The organism is Nostoc parmelioides FACHB-3921 (assembly GCF_014696625.1).
Lineage (GTDB): Bacteria > Cyanobacteriota > Cyanobacteriia > Cyanobacteriales > Nostocaceae > Trichormus > Trichormus parmelioides.
In genome coordinates, this window is record NZ_JACJQL010000084.1 from 1 (window position 1) to 22,190 (window position 22,190).

The following is a 22,190-nucleotide window of genomic DNA, read 5'->3' on the forward strand; positions in this document are numbered from 1 at the left end:
TGGGCATCAGGGCAACCTAAGAATATCGGAAGCTGGATGCGTATAAATACGCACGTCCAGATTTAACAGAGAGGTGCGGGGTGTAATAGCCCCCATCGACTCTACCAGCACAATAGACGCTGTGTATTTACAACGCATTTCTTCAGAGCCAGCATCTATCTGTAAAATCTCAGCACTTGATTGTTGTTTTGTAGAATTTGGTTCCTCAGTTTCAGCACTTACTTTGTCCCAAAATTCCTTGATTCTGCTACCGTGCAAATTTTTCACCATCCAACCTACAGTTTCACGTCCGTCCTGTATTGACTTGTCAACTAGTGAACGAAGCTCCTGATTGGATGCTGTGAATGGGGTGAGTTTTTAGTTTGAGGCGATCGCAATCTTTTAATGGAATAACCTGTGATTCACAAGTTGGTGGAAACGAACTTTATCTCCCTTGCCCATTTTGACCTTCGCCGTTATCACCGCCTCTATCTCCTTTATCTGCGTTCCAAGCGCTTGCGCCTGCACCGAAATTGCCAGTTGCTAACCATTCTGCTTTGAGGAATGACCACCAATCAGCCGTGAGTCCTCTAATAATGTAATCATAAGGCATCCAGCCGTAGCCACCTTGACCCCAACGATTTCCCCAAGAGTTGCGAATTAGCAAAGCACCCTCAAATCGCTCACCATCTTCATTTTCGATAATCTTGCGGTCATGATAGGCATAGCCTATATGGGAATGCAGTCAATGCGATCGCTTTTGTGGTGCGCGCAGAACTATTCCGCCGCTACAGTGCAAATACAGTCTCGACTTTCCTGTTTATTGCACCAGTCATTGGTGTAGTTTTTGGGCATTGGTTTCTCGGTGAGCCATTAACCTGGACTGTAGGATTAGGAGGTGCAATTGTATCTTTGGGAGTTCTTCTTGTGTATCGTTATACTCTTTCTTATAACGAAAGTTGCAAGAGCGATCACTCTTGCAGTATTATTTAAAGCCACGACCGATATGTGGAACGTGGATAAGTTTCTTCGGCTTGTGAGTCACGTAAATATCAGTTTCAAATTCTGGCTGTTCTTCTTCCTGTGTTGAAAAAGCACCAGGCTGGCTGAGGTCTTGGATCAGCTCATCAATCAGAGCAGTGGTAACGTGTGTCATGAGGAAAATATGCGAATACTCACGCTTTTGACCTTTCACATACAAAGTCTCGCCTGAGAGAGAATATTTAAAGACAATATCGTCATTAGCACGTTTGAAGCGAATACTCAGGGATAGTGGCGTATGTGCTACCCATAAATCTTCTCCCAACTTCTCTTCTAACGCCTTTAATTGCAAGTAGGCATAGGTAGCAATATTCTCTGTATAAAGCACCTTATCAACCTGGACTGCGTAAGAATTTTTGGCCAAGTAGTCCCAAAAAAGCATAGCTGAAAAGCCATTGCGAGAACCAGCAAATGTAGTATCTTGAGAACCGATATATTCTGGATCGTCGGGTGGACGTAGCTGATACTTTGTCTTGGTCATATAAATGCCGCATGGTAAGGGTGCGCCAATCCACTTGTGTCCGCTCATGGTGATCGAGTGTACAAAAGGCAAACGAAAATCAAAGTTCGGCCCGCGCTGCGAGATTTTACCCATGTTATACGCCATTTCAATAAATGGCATATAGGCAGCACCAAGCGCCCCATCTACATGGAACCAGTAGCCATTGCGAATATCGTACTTGGTTGGGTCTTCGGGGTCGTAATACACCTTGCGATCGTCAAGACCATATTTTTTAAAAATAGGAAGCAGAGCTTTGCCTGCCGCTTCTACATCGTCGTAAGCACCTTTGAATGTAGTGCCGTAGTTGAAGCACACGAAAATCGGATATCCCTTAGCAGCAAAAAACTCGACGAGCTTGCACAGCGCTTTAATATCAATCGAGCCAGGCCCATCGTTACCGCCTTGGGATGGAACCTCTTTTGGCCAAGGCTGACCAGGTGCTAGTGGATTTTCCTGTGGATATTTTTCAGTACCAATCTCGTAGAAATTCTGCATAGCCATCACACGCATAGCTTTGATAATTGAGTAGTGCGTGTCTTCTGAATAAAATGCAACTGGAGTGTGGGCGTTGGGATTTTCTTCTAAAACAGGTGCCTGCTGATAGATGAGACGGGGCGGTACTGAGCGTGGCTGACCTGACAAACTAGTAATTCTTGCTTCTTCTTCAACGGTAGGGTCATTAAGTAAGAACTTGCCAGCTAGATAATCCCGTCCGTTCCACAAACCGTATAAATTACCTTCCGTGCAACCCATCGTGAGGACGTAACCCCAGTAAGACTCTGTGTCATTGGGATCATGTGGCCAGCGTGCATTCCACAGTGAGGCGTAATAATCCAGTACCGCACGCTCCATAAACTTGCTGTTAACGGTGAAATTGCCGCTTTGGAAAGGGTCGCCGACGTTATTGATATGATAATTGAGGTACTGCTTCAAGTCTTCTTCGTAGTTGAAGCTTTGGCTGACTTGATAGCCAAGGAAGTGATTTTTCTGCACAAACTGATAGTTCTGCAATTGCGAGAGAGCAATGCTTTGTTGTTCGGGAGTCAAACCTGTTGAAGATAGAGCGAAGTTCCTGTAACTAATACCAGGTACTGTGGGGTACGTAGAGCATGAATCTTTTGTAGGAGGTGACACAATTGCAGCGTCGCTATCAAACACAGTTTCCTGCCAAACTCCAACTTCTGACATAGCAAACAGGATATTTTCTGGATTGTTTGGTTTTTTTTCGTCCATAACTTCACACTCTTTAGTAGCGTTTTCTCCAGCCACTCCAAACAGGAAAACCATTTTTATCTCGCAATTTCATTACGGCGTTACCTTTTTTGACTTCAGTCGCAATGATAGTTGGTTGTCCTGCAAAGTTAATTCTTGAGCCTTTGACCTGAATTTTATCCCCTGGCTGAATCTGAATATCTTGATTTTCAATGTACCACCTTGGGACTAAATGCACTGAAATTGTTTCTTTAGCTGTTTTCAATGCCAGATGCACACAATGAGACATTCTTTGCATTGGCACGCTCGTGTTGAGGCTGACTACTTCTTTGCTTAGAGTCTCAAGTCTTTGGAGATCATACATCCGGGTGTACTGTGTCTGTGTACCCCAGCCACCACAACCTCTTCCCAGCATTCCTGGTTGAGCAAAAGACTGTGCAGGAAGAATAAGTCCCAAAGCAGTCAAACTGCCACAAAAACTCCTATTTTCCTCACAACACTCAAACCCATTTATTAGGTCTAATTCTGAGTTCCATAAATATAGTTATAGAAAAACAACATGAGGAACTCGTGAAGAAAATCTTATTTTCACCTCGATACAAACTTTTGAATCACTTTCACCCAATAAGCGCCCTACATAGTGTCTAAACTCTCTTTTTTGAGCCTTATGAGTAAACACATCATTAAACTGTTGACATCATCCTTTCAAAGCATGGGGCGTGGCTGCGGGGGTGGTTTCTTTCATGAGCTTTTTTCAACGTCAAAGCTATGATATCTGAGTATTGTACTCTTTTTCGCTTTTAACTTTTGTTTAAGTCCCGTTAATTCTCCATAAAAGTTTCCGAAGAGCCAAAAATGTTTCACATCAAACGCAGCGTCGCGCCAAGGTACGCAAAGTATTTGCTGAAAAATTTTAGTAGATTTACCTTATCGTCTATGTCTACGATTTCTGAGCCAAGCAACTTTTCTTAGTTCTTCTGCGCCTAAAATAATCGGCGGACATACTAGCAACAGCAACCATTGCCAAGGTGCTAAGGGTGCAGTGGAAAAAATTCCACTTAAGAATATGCTGTTGGTAATCAGTATGACTAACATCCATTCAATTGCAATTCCTAACCAAATCAGAGGATTGGAAAATAATCCTAGTCGCCAAATAGAAGTGAGATCCGAACGGCAAGCGAAAACATTACCATCCTGACAAGCGACAATGGTAGCTAAGGTCATGGTTGTAGCCTGAGCATATATGGCAACGCTAGCGGCGTTGGCTGAGTGCGATAAAATACTGGGTGTGACGACTTGTAATTGTTGTAAGTTATAGCCGTAACTCCACCAGACGAGGAAGAATGCAACCATTCCCAGAATTGCTTCCAGCAATCCTAGAAAACAATAGGCGCGTAAAAGTAGGGAACGGTCAAGAAGCGATCGCGATTTTTTCCGAGGTGGTTGTTGCATTATGCCAACTTCTGGTTTTTCTGCACCCAAGGCTAGAGCCGGTACTAAGTCAGTACCTAAATCAATGGCGAGAATCTGCATGATTACCAAAGCGGGGGGAATTTTTAGGGCTACCATTAGCAAAAAAGGCACTAATTCCGCCACATTCGATGCCAAGATATAAGTCATAAATTTGCGGATATTTTGATAAACCGCACGTCCCTGCTTAATCGCGCTGACAATAGTGGCAAAGTTATCATCTATCAGCACAATATCGGCGGCTTCCCGTGCTACATCTGTGCCATTCATCCCCATCGCTACCCCAATATGAGCCGCTCTTAAGGCTGGGGCATCATTAACTCCATCCCCTGTGACTGCAACGACATCACCAATATCTTTGTAGGCTTGCACTAACCGTAACTTGTGTTCTGGAGACATCCGCGCGAACACCAACCCAGAACGATATTTGACAATTTGCTTTAGTTGTGCATCAGATAAATGTCCTATGCTTTCACCTGTGACTACTCGTACCGAGTTGTTGACCAGTCCAATTTGACGGGCGATCGCTTCCGCAGTTAAACCATAGTCACCTGTCACCATAGTTACCTTAATTCCGGCGGCATGGCATTGAGCGATCGCATCACTGACTTCTGGACGGGGCGGATCAAACATCGCCACTAAACCAATGAAGGTTAAATTCTGCTCCAAATCTTGCGATCGCAAATCTAACATCTCACTCCCACCACGTCGCGCCGCTACTCCTAGCACCCGAAAACCTTGGGCGGCTAAACTATCGTTGGCTGCTACCACTTGATTCCAGTCGTCTTGGTTGATGTCTGCCAGTGTACCATTGCGTAAAATGGATGTGCAGTGGCGTAAGACTTCTAACGGCGCACCTTTAGTAAAAGCTAAGTTCGGCAAGTCACCAGTCCATACCGTTGAAGCACGCCAATCTAATATTACTGTCATCATTCGCCGCCGCGAATCAAATGGCACTTCCCGCAAGCGTGGCAGTTGTTTTTGCAAGATTTCCAAATTTAGCCCAGCCTTAGCAGCAGCGACTAACAAAGCTGCTTCTGTGGGATCACCAATCTCTTGCCAACGGCTAGGGGCTGTCAGGTGAATCAGGCGGGCATTAGAGCAAAGTGCTGCGCCTGTGAGTAACAAATTGACTTTCCAGGCGGCAGCAAAATCACTAGACATCTGTACTTTCCCAAACGTAGGGTCATATCCTGCCCCAGTGACTTCAATCAGGGTGGGTGAGATAGCCAATGGTGTTTCCGGCTGTTCATTGACAATAGGCTGCCAGGGAATCCAGAGATAATGCACCGTCATTTCGTTTTTCGTCAATGTGCCAGTTTTGTCTGTACAGATGACCGTAGTAGCACTTAAGGTTTCCACCGCCGACAGCCGACGCACTAGAGCATTGCGCCGCACCATCCGCCGGACTCCAATTGCTAATGATAATGTGACGGTTGGCAATAACCCCTCCGGCACTAAGGCTACAATGATACCGATCGCAAACATAAAGCTCACTTCCATCCCCACCAACAGAGATGTCAGCAAAAATACCAATACTCCCATCGTCAGAGCGATCGCTGTGATCACCCGCACCACTTGTGCCACTTGCACTTCTAAAGTGCTAGGTTCGTGTTGCACAATGGTTGTGAGATGGGCTACGTGACCAAATTCTGTTTGTGCGCCTGTGGCATAGACTACAGCTACCCCTCGTCCTGATGACACTGTTGAGCCTGCTAACACCAAATTGGGAATTTCCGCCAAATTAGTTGGTTCTTGTAAAGGTTGTTCCCCGGTTGGCAGAGTCTTACCACCCCGAATAGAAGCTACTTCCCGCACCCTTACTGGATAAGCATTGCGAGCCACAGGCAGAGATTCACCAGTCAGCACAGAGACATCGAGGTATAGACTTTCGGATGTTACCAGACGCGCGTCAGCCGAAACGCGATCGCGAAGCGTCTCTGAAAGAGAATCGCCTTCTTCCAATTGCATAACATCCCCACGCACCAGTTCTCGTGCTGGTATTTGCTTGAGTTCACCATCTCGATACACTTTTACCTGGATCGGTAACACATTCTTGAGTGCTGATAATGCTTGTTCTGCCTGAAATTCTTGCCAAAAACTAAATACGGCATTAATCCAGATCACAGCCCAGATTGCCCATCCCAGTTCGGGAGTGCCGGAAATAAATGCCAAAATTCCTGCTATCCATAGCAATAGAGCCATAAAGTGGGTGAGTTGATCCGTGAAGCGAAGCCACATTGGACGCTGGGCTGTTTCTGGCAGTTCATTCGCACCATAACACTCAAGGCTTTGTATTGCCTCATATTCAGTCAAGCCGTTCTCAGTAGTTCCCAATAACTCATAAACGGCTGCAATGGGTAATGTCCAGACTGGTTGATGAAACGACATTAATAGTGCTAATAATTGAGAATCTAGACAACTATTTATGAATAGTACCGTCAGGCATAATTGTGCCAGTTAAAAAGGCTTCACTCATATCTGTTGCATTTAAATTTGCCCCAGTCAGGTTTGCGTCACTCAAATTGGCCTCACTTAAATCAGCACCACTGAGGTCAGCTTCTCTCAAATCCGCCTTCCACATCCTGACTCCACTCATTTTGGCATCACAGAGGTTCACACGCTGCAAGTTAGCTGTACTGAGTGATGACATATGCAAACTTGCATTACATAAGTCTGCATCACAAAGATATGCACCGCTAAGGTCTGATTCATTCAGGTTAGCTGTCGATAGAGTAGCTTCACGCAAATCTGCACCACTTAAAATCACTTCTGATAAATTTGCGTGTTCAAGGTTCGCGCCTTGAAGATTTGCTTGACACAAATTAGCTCCATTCATCGATGCTTTTGTGAGATTAGCACCACTTAGGTCTGCTCTACCAAAATCTACACCACCCAAGTTAACACCTCTGAGGTCAGCTTTTGGTAAGGCAATACCGTAGAAGTTCCTTTCGCCTGCGGCATATCGATTTAGAAGTTCTTTAACGTCCATAGTCTTAAGTTTTGTGAAATTTTAGTTTTCTATTAATGCGGCTGTAGTAAAAATTCTTCGTCAATGTCCAATGCTGCTAGGGGATTTTCTGTATCTAGCCATGCAACTTGGGCTTGGAGTTTGTCACAACACTCACGCACTAGACACAAACCCCCATCTAAGGTCAGTTGAGCAGTTGTTGGAGTAAATTCTTGCAATATTCCAGCTTCTATTGTTTGATAGCAATCCAGATATTTGCTCAGTTTTGCTAAATAATTTGTTCCTTCGCCTACACCTTGACCCCAATCCCATCTACCTGAGATAGTGCGTAAACCATTCACTCGCCAGTTGTGCGACTGCGGTTAATGCACCTGGTTCTTCAAATAGATGGGTGGCTTTGGGGACAATTTCTAAGCGTTTTGGCGATCGCAACTGTTCTAGTGCATCCTCGTTCATTGCGATCACTGGCAGATCGTAACCCCCAACAATCAACAATGTCGGTGCGGTGACATGAGGTAAGGCTGAACCAGCTAAATCAGGTCGTCCGCCACGAGAAACAATCGCCTGCACCGCCTCTGGACGTTCTGCGGCGGCGACGAGGGCTGCACCACCCCCTGTACTCGCGCCAAAGTAACCTACTTTCAGATGTCGAGTATCTGGGTTATGTGTCAGCCAATCTGTAGCCCCAACTAACCGCGAGGCTAACAAACCAATATCAAAGCGCAAGTGTCTTGTCCGCAGGTCAATTTCTTCTTCTTCCAGCGTCAGCAAATCAATTAACAAAGTTGCGAGTCCCGCCTGTTGTAAGACTTCAGCAACATAGCGATTACGGGGACTGTGACGGCTGCTACCACTACCATGAGCAAATAACACTATGCCTGTCGCACCATCGGGAATCACCAAATTGCCCTCTAGCTTGACCTCACCTGCTGTCACCAACACCAGATGTTCTTGGGGATTCTGTGTTAATGTCCTATTCATTGACTGAACCTCTGTTTACAAATCATTAGCTACCAGTAATTTTTGTCTTGTCAAAAGTTCACATACCTCTGCGTCGGTTGTTTGCTCAAAATTCTCGTACCAAATACCGATCGCATATAAATCTTCTGGCATCATCACGCAGACAACCCGATCTACCTCTGCTTGTAGTTCTTCACAAGTGGCTACACCTGCAACGGGAACTGCAACCACCAGTTCGCGGGGTTGTTGCTGTTTTAGTGTGGCGATCGCTGCACGAATAGTTGCACCCGTAGCAATACCGTCATCAACTAAAATAATCGTATGATTTTCAATTTTTGGTAGCGGACGATCACCCCGATAGGCTATGTTACGACGGTCTAATTCCCGCATTTCAATTGCTGCTACTTGATCAATAGTTGCTTGGGAAATCCGCAACCAATCTACAACATTTTCATTTAATACACGTACTCCTCCGGTAGCAATTGCGCCCATCGCCAGTTCCTTATGTCCTGGTACACCTAGTTTCCGCACTAAGCAAACATCTAGAGGTGCATCTAGTGCCTTGGCTACTTCAAATGCTACAGGCACACCGCCACGGGGAAGTCCCAATACTAAAACATCTGGACGATTAGCATACTCTGTTAACCGAGCAGCTAATAGTTTCCCAGCTTCCGTCCGATTACGGAATTTATGCCACATATTTTTATACCTCTAAAATAAATCACTAATTGAACTATCAGTTTTAAATCGTTGAATAGTAGTAGCAATTAAAGGTGCGATCGAGACAATTTTTAATTGCTGCCAGTCGGTTTCTTTAGGAGTCACACTGTCGGTGACGAAAATCGCCTTCACACTGGGATGGCTTAACTTAGCCCGTGCTTCCTTGACAAATAACCCGTGAGTAGCAGCAATAATTATTTCTGGGCGTGCTTCAGCTTTGAGTAAGGCTTCAATACTCTTTGCAAGAGTGCCGCCAGTGGAAATCATGTCATCGATAATTAAGCAGGCACAACCCTTTACATCCCCGACAACACGAGTTACCTCTGTTTCCGTGCCACTGGTGCGGTGTTTGTGTAGCACGACTACCGAACTATCGAGCTTTTGGGCATACTGGGTTGCCATTTGGACGCGCCCCGTGTCTGGTGATACAACTACGAAATTAGGCGGTAAGTAGTCGCGTATAGCCTCGCAAAAAATGGGTACAGCCGTCAGACTGTCTACAGGAATGCGAAAGAAACCTTCAATTTGCAGTGTGTGTAAATCCAATGTGACAACATGATTTACCCCGACAGCCTGTAATACCTCAGCTACCATACTAGCGGTAATTGGTTCGCGCCTACCATGACGTTTATCGGCACGGGCGTAGCCAAAGTAAGGAATAATTGCTGTAATTCGACTAGCCGCAGATCGACGACAAGCATCTGCAAAGGCTAAAAGTTCTACTAGATGATCGTTGACAGGTGGTGCAGTGGACTGGAGGATAAACACAGACTTTTGGCGTACCGATTCCAGAAGCCGCACATTTACCTCACCGTCTGGAAAGCGTTCAACCGCAGATTTACCCAAAGGAATATCCAGTTTTTGGGCAACTGCGACAGCTAAATCGGGGTTAGCTGTGCCAGCAAAGAGGATGAAATTGTCCATAATCAAGACTTTGTTTGGTGGATTTGCTTCCAGGCGGCATCTAGAGACGCTTTTGCACGCTCTCCTGCACGGGCAATACTTTGTTGTACACTATGCCATTGCTCTTGCAAAAACTCCGTAGCTTCTTGCAAAGCATAATGTGGATGATTAGTAGAAGCTGCTACTTCGTCGCTAACTTCCTTGATTTTGACGCGGACAACTTCTGGTTTATCGCTGGGGGAAATCAGATGATGCAGGCGATCGCCTATGATATGTACTAAATGTTGTACCTGTTGTGATTTCTCGCTGAAGAAACCCTTCAATCCCTCTGAATTAGCCTCAAGTTGATGTTTAACATCTTCGCGGATAATTACTTTATCGATGGCAATTTCCTCAACATCTTCGGGATACAATACTGCGCGTCCACCACAAGGAGCAGCAATTTCTCCCGCCACAATGTAAGCTGCGATTTCTCCCGTTTGCCAATCAAATAAAAAATCTTCCACCCAGCCAAGAGGCTCACCTAGAGTAGATTCAACTGTAATTTCATGCAAGCAGCGGAGATTTTCTGGCGTGTCTTCTAGTGGAGGATAATAGACAGAAACCGCACCCATACCTACCCCAGCAATTTTTTCTACTGGTAAATAAGTTTCTCCACCTGAAAAATAGGCAATACGTCCAGAATCATCTAACCAAACTTCTTCTAACTCACCAAAGCTATTAGTTGTTGAACTATCTATTGCTATCCAACCGATAATTTGACTGCGACGCACAACATTGAGCATACTTTTCCTCCAATACTCTCTATTTCTCTTGGAGTTTAATCTATAAACGCAGTAGCTTACCTTTTGCCATCTTGTTGTTTGAAACGTGGATTCTACTTTGAGGATAGCAAGAAAATGTGAGGAGTTATTCAATAAAATAATCGCACATAGATAAAAGTAAATAAGATGTTACATAATCAAGTATGAATGAGTAGAGAATGAAATATAAATTGCTTACTCTATCTAATTTATACAACAATCATCAATACCTTTTCTGACAGTAGGAGATCGCAGCGATGCTCCATAGAAAGGCAATCTCTAACAAATAGCTGACACAGACACTGCGATTCAGCAAACCATCCCATAGATAACCTTTATGTTGAGGAGTAGGACTGCGCTTGAAAGTATAAGTCCAACTACCGTAAATTTTAGGACTACATAAACCGTAAGTATTAGCAAAAATGGCTTCTATTTGAGCAACACGGGGATAAAAACCACGCTGAAAATGTTTCCATTGACTTTCGAGAATCCAGAAAAATAAGGGTATAGCACAACCCATAAAGGCAATGGTACTGACACTGAGATTTTGTTTTTCTCTTAACATAAATCCCAAAACAGCACTAGTTCCAGTAATACCCAGCGCCTTGATCACCCAAATCTGTTTATTATAGTCTTCGATAGTAGTCTGAAGAAAAAAATATTCCTGTTTGAGCAAATCAAGTTGAAAATCACCCATTGGACTCGACTGAGATTCAAAGGACGGTGTTTTAGACATAAGTGAATCCTGATATCATAGAAGTTAAAATAGAGTTTTTAGCAACATAGAATGCTGTTTGATAAAATTTCTTTCAATCTGTAATTGCTCGTCATGTGAATTGTTGCTAATTCCTTAGCAATAAAGTTTTTGAAGTATTGTCAACCTATTATGCTGGCAGCATTATCTTTTTTTGAGATGTAAAGAAACATGAACTATCTTTTTTAGGCTATCGGGAACACCAGAATAATGACCTTTGGCAATTTCTTCTAAAATCTTTAATAAAGAGCCTGGATAAATCATTATTGATAAGTCGTCTTTAACCAGACAGGCAAAGATAGCTAATTCTTCGAGTAAATATCTAGATGACAATTCTATATAACGATCAAAATTTTCAGTATTTTGGTCAAAGTGCCGAAGGACAAACTCTTTCACAGAAAATTTAACTGAATTGGCAAAATTATCATTCTGTCTAAGAATATTTTGTAACTGTTCATAATATTTAAAATAATCTTCTGATTTTTGTATTTCTGAGCAAAAAATTACATTAAAAAGACAGTTAACATTGTAATTATCAAAAACATAATTTGCATTATATACATACTCTCTTCCTAAAAACAGTGCCTTGTTAAGGGACTGTTTTTCATTTAAACCTTGATTTATTTGTAAAGTAATCCGATGTATGCTGTCACCAATTAAAACAGTACATTTTTTAAAATGTTTGCTAATCCAATCCGTCATTTCTATTAATCTTGCTATGGAAAAATTTTCACTTTCTAAACTTATCCCGAAAAAACAATGTTCATATATATCAAGTTCATGCCTAGCAATTTGTGGGATAACTGCTGCAATCTCTGCCCGATATTTTGGTCTAGTCAAAAATACTATGCCCTTGTGAGGATTGATTAGTTTTTCAAAATCAGCATACTTCATTATAACCAAATGAGCATAAGAATAAGCGTAGAATGCAACCTCTTGGTTTTTAGCTAAATCTTGCCACCAAAAAACCTCCATATTGTAAAGTTCCCCAAAGGGAGGAAGTGTACCAAATTTGTAATAGGGGAATAAATGCTCAAATTCCTCCTGCTGAAGTAATCTAACTTTGTTTGTATCTAAAGCTGCTTGGAGAGAGCCTACATTGGCTTGTAAACTTTCTGGTAAAAGAATCACAGCTATTTTTTGCCCGTCAATTTCTACTAGTACAGACTCAATTAAATTTATTCCTAATGTATGTTTATATATTGTAAGTTCTTGTGACGTATGAGCAGGTGAATAATGAATCGTTTTATATTTAATTTTGTGCAAATTGAGAAATTCTTGAAGTTGCTCGATAGACATAATTAAAATAAGATAATTTATTGATAAATCAAATTTTTAAATATCAATTTATATAACCATAACAATAGTTAAACTAGGAAGAACTATCTGTGTTCTCACACACCTTTAAATCTTTTTGATCATGAGAATAGTTCGCAAAATAGTCCTTGAGCCAATTACACCCTCTTGCTAAAAGAGACTCCAAATTTTCAATTGACCATAGCCGAACAGTTCCATTGACGGAAGTTGTGGCTAACATCTGCCCATCGGGACTAAAGCTGATACAGAAAACCCCTCTCTCATGGTCTTTGAATTCTTGCACTAATTGTCCCTGTAAGTCCCATAGGCAGGCAGTACCATCGGCAGAACCAGTGGCTAGCATTTGTCCATCAGGGCTAAAACTGACACTCCAGACCCAGTTCTTATGACCTTTGAATTCTTGCACTAATTGTCCCTGTAAGTCCCATAAGCGGGCTGTACTATCGGCAGAACCAGTTACTAGCATCCGTCCATCGGGACTAAAACTGACACTCCAGACCCAGTTCTTATGACCTTTGAATTCTTGTAATAACTTACCTTGTAAATCCCATAGGTAGGCTGTATTATCGGCAGCACCAGTAGCTAGCATCTTTCCATCAGGACTGAAACTGACACTCCAAACTGGATTAGTGTGTTTAAATTCTTGTAATAAGTTGCCTTGCAAGTTCCACAAGCGAGCTGTACCATCCTCAGATGAGGCAGTAGCAAAATACTTACCGTCTGGGCTAAAACAGATGCTCCAAACCCAGCCTTTATGACCTTTATATTCTTGTAGTAAATTGCCCTGTAAATCACACAAATGGGCAGTACCATCTTCTGAGCCAGTGGCAAGTTTCTTTCCATCAGGACTAAAACTAACACTCAAGATAGGGCTGTCATGATCTTGAAAAGGATTACCAATAGCATTACCTTGTAAGTCCCACAAGCGGGCAGTTTTGTCAGATGAGCCAGTGGCTAGCATCTGTCCATCTGGGCTGAAACTTACACTCCAAACCAAGCCCTTGTGACCGTTGAATTTCGCTAGATACTTGTTTCTTGAGTTCCATAGGCGAACTATACCGTCAGCAGAGCTGGTGGCTAGGTGCTGACCATCTGGGCTGAAACTAGCACTCCATACAAAGCCCTTATGGTCTTTCAATACAGCTAATTGATTAGCTTGTATGTCCCACAGGCGGGATGTGCCGTCAGCAGAGCTGGTAGCGAGGTACTGACCATCGGGACTAAAACTGACATTATATACCCAACACTGATGGCCTGTAAATTCTTGCTGTAGGTTACCTTGCAAGTCCCATAGGCGAGCAGTACCATCAGATGAGGCAGTAGCAAGGTACTTACCATCCTGCGGATTAAAACGGACACTATAAACTGTACCCCCATTGACTAGAAATTTATCCCAAGAGTTACTTTGTAAATTCCATAAGCAAACATGACCATCAGATGAGGCAGTAGCAAGGTACTTGCCATCCTGCGGACTAAAACTAACGCTCCAAACCCAGCCCTGATGACCTTTAAATTCTTGCTGGAGATTGCCCTGCAAGTCCCACAAACGAACAGTACTATCTTCTGAGCCAGTAGCGAGATACTTCCCATCAGGGCTAAAACTGATGCTCAAAACCCAGCCCTGATGACCTGTAAATTCTTGCTGGAGATTGCCTTGTAAGTCCCACAGGCGGGCAGTATGGTCAGTAGAGCCAGTAACAAGATACTTACTATCGGGGCTAAAACTGACGCTATAGACCCAGCCCTGATGACCTTTGAATTCTTGTTTTAAATAACCTTGTAAGTCCCATAAACGGGCAGTACCATCTTCTGAACCAGTAGCAAGATACTTACCATCAGGGCTGAAATTAACCTTATAGATGGTTTTTACGTGTGCTTGAAATTGATTCTCCTCTCTGATTTTGTCAAGAATCTGCTGCAATGTAGCTTTTAATTGGGGAGCGTGACAGTTTTGAGGTAAAAGTCTATCTTGAATGTGATGCTGAAACTCTTGCCCAGCACGCATCACTGTCAGTAATGCTTCTAGCTCAGAAAACTCGAACTGTAGCAAAGCATCTTTCGCCATCTGCTCAATTTCTTTGAGTTTGCGTTGACGCTGTAGTCGCTTCCAGATTGCTTTAGCCAAAACATCTAAGAAAATTTCATAGTAATCAGCAGCTAGTGGGCGGATAATTCGAGCCTCGCCTTGACTTAGTTTATTTAGCCATTTATAAACCCTTTCTATCTCAAGTTTTTCAGTTTGGTTTGGTTCTGCGTTAACGTAATCACATAAATCTCTGGCTTTGAGTGCAAGTTTATCACCAGATGGTGTAACTAAATAGTAAAAGAGACTATCAGAAGTATCAATATTGAAATCAGTCTTTAAATCTTCCAGCTTTTGATCGAGATGATCTTGGACAATTTTCTCTGATTTGCCTAAGTTTATATAGCTTTGTTTTGCTAGGCTGCGAGATGGAGATTCACCTCTCATTTCCTGTTTCCATAAACGAAGCATTACCAGTTGGAGGTAAGGAGTTTCAAACCTCTGTTCTGATGGTGTTGGCGAAAGAGCTATATCATCCAAAACTGCTGTAACTAAGTCTGGTTCAATACTAACTAATTTATCTTCGATAGGTTGAACAATTGTAGACTTTATCAAATTATCTACAATGGGTTCTTTTTTGACAAAACCTGACGACATATGTAAATAATATGGGCATAATTTTACTATGTCATCTTTAACAAAATCCAGCTTTTGAAGAGTATTCTTATGAAGACAAAGGAGTAAGTTAATATTTAGTTCAGGATGATTGATCGCACGAAAAAGCTCATGTAACAATAATTTTGTCTCATCTATTGGAGAATTAATTAAGTACTCCTCGAACTGGTCAAAGATAATAAAAAACTTAGCGGATTCATCAATATTAATAAACTTTGTCCATGCCCGTAAGGTGTCAGTAAATGGTAAATCTAAGTAAGGAAGTTCAATATTTCCTATGTTTTTAATATATTGTCTAATTTGCAACAATAAATTATCTAATGGTTTTCCATCATCCCAAGAATTAAATAGAGTAATTGCTAAATTTAGCTTGCTGGATTTTTGCAAGTTTTGTTCTGCTGCTTGATGCAGATAATAAGCAATACCATCGCGCAAAATTGTACTCTTACCTGCACTACTATCACCGTAGAGTACGGTTAATTTTGATTTACACAGGTTATTAAAGATAGTTTGCTGTCGGTTATATTCAGTGATTGGTTTCTCAATAGCATACTGGGCTGATTGGCGGTTTAGATGTTTGATTGCTATACGATTATCTAATAAGTTACGGAAGATGCGTCCTTTAAAATGATCAAGTTTAGATAAGGCATCTTCACGAATAGAAATGAGGAAATGAAGATTCAAGCTAGAGTTATTAACAGCTTGAGAAAATTCATCAGCGAAGGTGTCTTTAGCATTATCGTTTAAGAAATCAAAATAGTCCTCGAACTGATCAAGGATAATAAATAACCTACCGCTCTCATCTTCTTGGTGAACAATCTCTATCCAAGCCTTCAAGATATCGGTAAAAGAAGGTTGTTCTGGATTTTTGGCAATAGCTTTGAGCGCTTGCTCAAATTGTTGCTTAATTTCATGTGGTGATTCAGTTTTGAAAAGATTAGTTATTTCTGCTTCCAATTGTTTCTTTATCCCTGTCAGTGGATCTTGCCAAGACAAACTATCATCTAATTCGCCCTTTAGTGGAGGAAAAACGATCGCACCCCACCCTGGCTTACCAGTTGTTTCTTGGTTTTCCAAGGCTGCTTGACGCAAATTATAAGCAACTCCTGCCCGCATGAGCGAACTTTTACCTACACCACTAGCCCCATAGACAACTGTCAGCCTTGAAGCCCACAAATTTTGAATCACTATTTGTTGTTCTTTTTCTCGCCCAAAGAAGAACAACTTATCTGTTTGTGAATAGGGAATTAGTCCTTTGTAGGGTACAGGAATCTTAATGCTATCACAGTACATAATTTCCTCGGATTCTCAGTTTTTAATTTTTACTAATGTTTTTTCAGTTTTTTGTTCAATTCATCAAAATATATTTCTAAAGATATTTCACTCATGATTTCTACATCTTTATTCTTCCAAAGGAACTTATCCAAAGCATCAGGTTTTGGGTGAACTGCCCACCATGTTTGTGTCTTCCTTTTTTCTTTCTCTGGCAATAAGCGGTGTAAAATGACACGCTGATGCCAATAGCGTAGGCTATATCCTAAAAACCAAATATGGCTGTTGTTGAGTTTGCCTAACAAATAGCTTGGCAGTAAATCCACAGGTTTGTTATCGGCATAAGCTAAATAGTCAATAAAATGATCTTCTGTGATCGCAAAGCTTTTTCTTGGACGTTCTGGCAAATCAACAGGGCCATAGAGTTTTAAGATGACTGGACGCTCATTGAGTGAAAAGTCTGAATATTCGTTAGCAGTTCCTGGCGGAATAGGTTTTAGTTGGCCTTTTTGAACTACTAGTGAATCCTTATCTCCCTCAATTTCATGTTCAAATTTTTGATGGACAAACTGTTTAACAATCTGTCCTTCGCTATCTTCACTACCTGCTGTGTAAGAAACTAAATCGAATGGCTGCTTGGCGTTTATAAAGGCTTGTTCTAGTGTTCTATCAAAATTGGTCGTTACTATGAGTTGATAACGAGTTTTTTCACCTAAACTTTTAATCCTCGCAGAATAGCCCATCTCATCCATGAAATGAGGAAGTTCAGCTAAGAACTGATGCAATCGGTTAGGTTTGTATTTTTTTTCATTGATGGCTGCGATTGTCTCTTTGATGTTCTCTTCACCCTCACTCAGAAGATTGAAGTATTGCGACACATTCTGAAGATCCAGTCTAGTCACAAATTGTGTCATAATTGGACAGTTAGCAGGCAAATTTTCTTCATCGCATAACGGACAACGCATTCTCTGTAAGTATTTATGGCTTCTGTCCAGGTAAGCAGCGAGTTCTACACTAGTAGGTGGATAGTTACTGTTAAGGTTCCATTCCCACGGTTTGGGCGCAAAATTTGGATCTTGTGAGCGATCGCATAAGTTAATATCTGCTCCCAAGAAAGGAATAACTAAGCCATTTTTTATTTTGGGAATTAGCCAATCGAAGTGTTGTTTAAGCGTGTTTTGTATTTCATCTGGAACTGTGACAATATTTGGGATGTTTGGGCGTTTAATCTCTTTTTTTGGAAGTTCAAAGATTACATACCCATGCTCATGCGACCTTGCTATATGTTCGCGCCAGTAGTTTTCATCATAATCCCAGAGACGCAGATATACGTTTCCTTTACTAGTTTCAAAATCAAGATGAACAAAATTGTAACCATTGTGATAACCACGGTTGCTGTAGCTGGAGCCAGCTGGAATAATTACACAGTTTCCTGTTGTCCCAGTTACTTGATAAGCTTTAGCTTTATGCTGATGACCACACAGAAGAAAATGACACCCATCGTTGTCTTGGAGACGTTGTGTGATTAGATCGCGTTCAAATTCAGCTAGCAATTCTAACGGATGATGCAGCACTGCAATCCGAACCTCATCACTAGCTATCTTGTGGAGAACATCATACAATTGAGGTTCTCCAACAATTAGTTTTCCATCATCATTTACCTCACCTCTTTCATTTACCCGCCCAGCCATTAAAGCAGAGTTTAGACCAAGCAATGCTACCCGCTTTCCTCCGATCTGTAGTCTGCGGATACTGCTGTATTCAGGTTGAGTCTGATGTGTATATTGAGTAACAAATTCTCTATAGGCTTCAAAGGGTTCCCGCAGGCGATCGCATTTTTTTTTGTTCGTCAGCCAATCTTTGACCTGCTCATTAGACTCAAAAGGCTTGAGGATAGAATTTGGTAGCAATTCAAAGGCACTGCGATCAAGGTCGTGGTTGCCTGGTACAATGAACAGCCGCTCGGCAGTTAACCCAGTTGCTTGAAGCACAGGCTCGAATAAATTTTCCCACGCTGCTGTATATTCTTCCTTTTTACCAGCGTGAGCCACATCACCACTAAAGATGATTAAATCAATCTTTGCCAAGTCTGGACTGATTTTCTCCCGCTCCTCAATATCTCTAATTAAGGCATCACGTACAACCTGCCTGTCAAATTCTTTCCCCTTCTGATGCCAATCCGAAAGATGAAGCCAAGTCATTCCCGCCATTTTAATTTCTCCCTAGAGGAGTCAAGGGTAATTGGGAATTAAGAAGAGAACTTTCCCTATTACCCTGAACCAGTATTAGAGCATCTGTTCTGCAATTTCTACCCGCAGGAGCGATCGCACGTTTTCGATTTGATTAACAATAGTAGCTACTGACGAGCCAGCAAATAGTAACCCTACAGCAGCCGGAACGTTATTTACCAAAGTCGCAACCAGTGAACCAGAATCACCACCAGCAGAAATGTTAGTGGTAATAATCTGATCCTTGAAACGGGCTACCTTGCCGTTACCATAGCCGACATCGACGGTAGCACTAATGGCTGTAATTCTACCGCTTGTAAAGTTGGTAGTGCGTCCAGTTTTAAACACAGGTGTTCCCACAGTTACATCCTGCTTGCGTCGCCAACCTCGTACATAACCCAACCAGTAAATTTCCCGATCAATATCATGGAATGCTGCTTCTGCGATCGCAGCATCTACAAGGTTGCGATGTTGTTCTCTAGGAATTGTCGGTTCAAAGTCAATCGGTACAAATCTGTTCAGACGCGCAATAATATCTGTGGAAGCGTTTCCCCCATCAAAGGGGCCTGGCTGCAATATCGGATCGCCCACAGCAGCATCGTTGCTGTTAGCCAAAACGTGATTATTGCTGAGAATATAGTAACGGGGTGGAGTACCTACACCATGCACAGGTGGATTAGTAGAACCTCCTGGCAAAATATCATATACGCAAGTAGCAATAGTACCTGCGGTAATCTTGTAATGTCCAACGCTATAGCCTCCTTCAGCTGGGCGGGCGCGTTTAGCCAGCAACTCAACCCCCATCTCTGGTATCTCCATCCTTTCTGTTACACGGTAAGTTCCAGTTGCACCATTAGTAGGTTGTATTAACTCGGTTCTTACCTGTGTAGGTTTTTGGCGTAACTCTCCCACTCCCGCAAAAGGATAACCGATTTCCAAAACATCAGTTTGCATATCTGCCAATCTCGATGGTATGAGATCAGCCCTACTCAACTCATCTCTTGGTATCTTGTGAGTTACTAATGTCAACAACGCTGGCTCACCCGTAGGCTGTCCATCCCGCCATTTTACGCCCACTCCCAAACCAACAACATTGGGGCGTAGCTGCTGTGGATTCATAAATTCTTCTACGGCGGCTCTGTGAGCTGTTTGTACCTCTGCTGTGTATTGTTGAGACAGTATCATCTTATTTTCATCTAATTTCATATCAAATCTCCCGTTGATTTGCTTAAATTTGTGCTGTTACAGTCCCAATTTCTTCAACATCTGTCTCACACCCTTCTATGGACTTGGGAACAACTTCATGGGGCTGTAAGTCGGATTCTGGAACTTTTTGAGTGACAAAAACCTTAATCACTGGCTTTCCCCTCCTCTCACCAATGCCAACCCCTGTAACGTTGGGTAGCCTCATCAGTTGTTCCTCGTAATCCTGTTTAACTGTATTAACTTGATTCATTGTCATCTTCTATTTACAGAGATAAAATACTGGTTATTGTTGAGGCTGTGCTTGAATAGTTCCCGTCACTTGTGTATCTACTTTGAATCCATCCAATTGCTTTGGTATTTGCCTTTTTAAATTCGGAGATTCATTGTTTAAATATACTTTTATGCAAGGTTTATCTTCACATTCACTAATTCCTACACCTACTACACCATTAATACGCAGTAAATCAGATTCGTATTGCTCTTTTACCTGTTCAATATTTGGGCTAGATAAGGAGTATGATACAAATAAAGGCTGCTGATTTTGATTACTAGTAAATAATGGTAAAAATAGTAAACTTGCTAATGCTATTACAATAAAAATAAATATTAATCTTTTATCCATATACAGTTAAATTAACTTAACTTAGAGTAATTAACAGACTTGCTATAGGATTCCTATTTGATTTTTGATAGCTTGCGTGGCGTAGCCATAAAAAACTCAGTATACCCTGATTCCTTCTTATCTGTTCCCTGTTCTCTGCCTCTACGGATAATTTCAGTAATCAAACCGGATTCCTATAGTCCTTCCTAAATAGTAAAAAATAACTGGATTAACTTATCAACCAATGGATGTAGTTTTTCAAAATATTTATCTCTACCTCAAGAGTGTAAAAGAGGCAACAACCTATGTCTTAAGAAAAGTATACTGATACTAATTTGAACAAATATTAGGCTTGTCAAAACTGAGGAATATAGACAGCATAACCTCTAGGCGGAGACCAAAATTCAGCCCAGCCATTTTCTTGTGTCCATTTCTCTTGAGGAACTCCGGTATCATCTCTGCCTCGCCAAGCCATAGGAACAAATTTGGTGTTTTGCCATTGTGTTTTAACCCAAGTTCCGTGCCAATTTCCTCGATTGTTCAAGACAAAGATTAATCCTTTTTGGCTACCCCAACCATTGCGCTGCATAATGTAAAGATCATCATCAACATAAAGTATAGAAGTAGAACCACCTGCATGATCTTCATGTATTTTTACTAATGCCGCAATTCCGCTTTTATAACCCTCTTGTCCTAGTTCCCATGTGTAATAATCTTGCCAAAATACGCAAGGATAACCTTCATGTGTGAGGATAAAAGCGTAAGCTAACATTTTATCTGTGATGATTGAGTCTCCCCTGACTACATCATGGTTTTCTACAAAAGTCACAGCCTGAGAAGGTCTTTCTTTTAATACCGTTCCGCCTTCAGTCAGGTGTCTCAAGCTATATCCATAAACTTGGCACAAATCTTTTAATCTGTATCTCAAGGGAAAATCAAATGCACCTGTGGGATTATCTGACCAGGCGTTGGTTTCGTTTAGCCAGTCCTGAATTTTGCGATCGCTATCCCAGCACTCACCCACACCATAGGGTTTATAACCCTTTTCATCCCTAATACCCCTTAATTCTTGGATAGCGCGAACCATCCAGCCACCGTATCCCTTAACACAATCGTACCGAAACCCATCAAATCCTATGGCTTCAATCAGCCATCTTGCATACTCCAAAAGTTCAGTATAAACGTGAGGATTTCTGTGGCATAAATCAGGCATATCTCCAAAGGTTTCCTGATCCCATGTTTCATAGGGTGAGGGATGAAAGCATTTCCAATCTCTGAGAAATTTGCCACTTTTGGGTTTGAATATTGTCCATCTAGTTTGCTGGTCAATTGGGTTAAATTCTTCAGCATCACCGCCACTATTATGATTGATTACTAAATCTGCATAAACTTGCATTTTGTGTTCATGCACAGTTTTAATTAAGTCAATCAAGTCATTTTTCCCACCAGGGCAAACGCATCTAAATATAGTACAAGAATACTAAGCAAGGGATAAAGGCAGGCATATCTAACGGCAAGGTTCTGTCTAAGTAGGTGGTATAGAGGATAAGTAG

The 22,190-nt window shown here is 41.9% G+C and carries 20 protein-coding genes and 1 pseudogene; 1 reads left to right on the plus strand and 20 read right to left on the minus strand.

The annotated features are described in order from the left end of the window. Positions 1-6: 6 nt before the first annotated feature. Positions 7-270 (minus strand): hypothetical protein, encoded by a 264-nt coding sequence (locus H6G14_RS29095; protein WP_190571967.1) that lies wholly within the window; start codon positions 268-270, stop codon positions 7-9. A 154-nt stretch (positions 271-424) separates the two neighbouring features. Continuing rightward, positions 425-646 carry a hypothetical protein gene (locus H6G14_RS29100; protein WP_190571969.1) on the minus strand — a complete coding sequence of 74 codons (222 nt, stop codon included), beginning with the start codon at positions 644-646 and terminating at the stop codon, positions 425-427. A gap of 86 nt (positions 647-732) precedes the next feature. Between H6G14_RS29100 and H6G14_RS29105 the strand changes: the two genes are divergently transcribed. Then, positions 733-972, plus strand: coding sequence for an EamA family transporter (locus H6G14_RS29105; protein WP_338421232.1), 240 nt, complete (start codon positions 733-735; stop codon positions 970-972). On the opposite strand, the gene H6G14_RS29110 is transcribed toward H6G14_RS29105, so the two are convergent. The 18 genes and pseudogenes from H6G14_RS29110 to H6G14_RS29195 form a co-directional block, all read right to left on the minus strand. Next, entirely contained in the window at positions 965-2,755 is a 1,791-nt protein-coding gene (locus H6G14_RS29110; RefSeq protein ID WP_199326325.1) for a pyridoxal-dependent decarboxylase, read from the minus strand. The genes H6G14_RS29105 and H6G14_RS29110 overlap by 8 nt on opposite strands. Positions 2,756-2,768: 13 nt before the next feature. Beyond that, positions 2,769-3,191 carry a MamS/MamX family magnetosome protein gene (locus H6G14_RS29115; RefSeq protein ID WP_199326326.1) on the minus strand — a complete coding sequence of 141 codons (423 nt, stop codon included), beginning with the start codon at positions 3,189-3,191 and terminating at the stop codon, positions 2,769-2,771. Positions 3,192-3,323: 132 nt separating this feature from the next. Then, positions 3,324-3,479, minus strand: a pseudogene (locus tag H6G14_RS29120) (IS701 family transposase); the annotation flags it as partial. 182 nt (positions 3,480-3,661) lie between these two features. After that, positions 3,662-6,595: a cation-translocating P-type ATPase gene (locus H6G14_RS29125; RefSeq protein WP_190571975.1), complete on the minus strand. Its 2,934-nt coding sequence runs from the start codon at positions 6,593-6,595 to the stop codon at positions 3,662-3,664. 31 nt (positions 6,596-6,626) lie between these two features. Next, positions 6,627-7,196, minus strand: coding sequence for a pentapeptide repeat-containing protein (locus H6G14_RS29130; RefSeq protein WP_190571977.1), 570 nt, complete (start codon positions 7,194-7,196; stop codon positions 6,627-6,629). Positions 7,197-7,228: 32 nt separating this feature from the next. Next, a complete protein-coding gene (locus H6G14_RS29135) occupies positions 7,229-7,516 on the minus strand; it encodes a hypothetical protein (RefSeq protein ID WP_242054029.1) in 288 nt (95 codons plus the stop codon). Further along, complete coding sequence (locus H6G14_RS29140; protein WP_190571979.1) at positions 7,488-8,156, minus strand: dienelactone hydrolase family protein; 669 nt, start codon at positions 8,154-8,156, stop codon at positions 7,488-7,490. The genes H6G14_RS29135 and H6G14_RS29140 overlap by 29 nt, the downstream gene beginning before the upstream one ends. A 15-nt stretch (positions 8,157-8,171) precedes the next feature. Continuing rightward, on the minus strand, positions 8,172-8,834 hold the full coding sequence (locus tag H6G14_RS29145; protein WP_190571982.1) for a phosphoribosyltransferase: 663 nt from the start codon (positions 8,832-8,834) through the stop codon (positions 8,172-8,174). A gap of 12 nt (positions 8,835-8,846) precedes the next feature. Further along, complete coding sequence (locus H6G14_RS29150; protein ID WP_190571984.1) at positions 8,847-9,779, minus strand: ribose-phosphate diphosphokinase; 933 nt, start codon at positions 9,777-9,779, stop codon at positions 8,847-8,849. A 2-nt stretch (positions 9,780-9,781) separates the two neighbouring features. Next, positions 9,782-10,543 (minus strand): photosystem reaction center subunit H, encoded by a 762-nt coding sequence (locus tag H6G14_RS29155; protein ID WP_190571986.1) that lies wholly within the window; start codon positions 10,541-10,543, stop codon positions 9,782-9,784. Positions 10,544-10,784: 241 nt separating this feature from the next. After that, entirely contained in the window at positions 10,785-11,297 is a 513-nt protein-coding gene (locus H6G14_RS29160) for a hypothetical protein (protein WP_190571988.1), read from the minus strand. A 162-nt stretch (positions 11,298-11,459) separates the two neighbouring features. Then, positions 11,460-12,614: a tRNA-dependent cyclodipeptide synthase gene (locus H6G14_RS29165; protein ID WP_190571990.1), complete on the minus strand. Its 1,155-nt coding sequence runs from the start codon at positions 12,612-12,614 to the stop codon at positions 11,460-11,462. A 73-nt stretch (positions 12,615-12,687) separates the two neighbouring features. Next, entirely contained in the window at positions 12,688-16,623 is a 3,936-nt protein-coding gene (locus H6G14_RS29170; protein WP_190571991.1) for an NACHT and WD repeat domain-containing protein, read from the minus strand. A 32-nt stretch (positions 16,624-16,655) separates the two neighbouring features. After that, a complete protein-coding gene (locus H6G14_RS29175; protein WP_190571993.1) occupies positions 16,656-18,812 on the minus strand; it encodes an SIR2 family protein in 2,157 nt (718 codons plus the stop codon). Positions 18,813-18,887: 75 nt separating this feature from the next. Next, on the minus strand, positions 18,888-20,036 hold the full coding sequence (locus tag H6G14_RS29180) for a chymotrypsin family serine protease (protein ID WP_190571995.1): 1,149 nt from the start codon (positions 20,034-20,036) through the stop codon (positions 18,888-18,890). Positions 20,037-20,058: 22 nt separating this feature from the next. Then, complete coding sequence (locus H6G14_RS29185; RefSeq protein WP_206757620.1) at positions 20,059-20,292, minus strand: hypothetical protein; 234 nt, start codon at positions 20,290-20,292, stop codon at positions 20,059-20,061. A 27-nt stretch (positions 20,293-20,319) separates the two neighbouring features. Further along, on the minus strand, positions 20,320-20,658 hold the full coding sequence (locus H6G14_RS33225) for a hypothetical protein (protein ID WP_199326327.1): 339 nt from the start codon (positions 20,656-20,658) through the stop codon (positions 20,320-20,322). A 334-nt stretch (positions 20,659-20,992) separates the two neighbouring features. Continuing rightward, complete coding sequence (locus H6G14_RS29195; protein ID WP_338421233.1) at positions 20,993-22,105, minus strand: alpha-amylase domain-containing protein; 1,113 nt, start codon at positions 22,103-22,105, stop codon at positions 20,993-20,995. Positions 22,106-22,190: the final 85 nt, after the last annotated feature.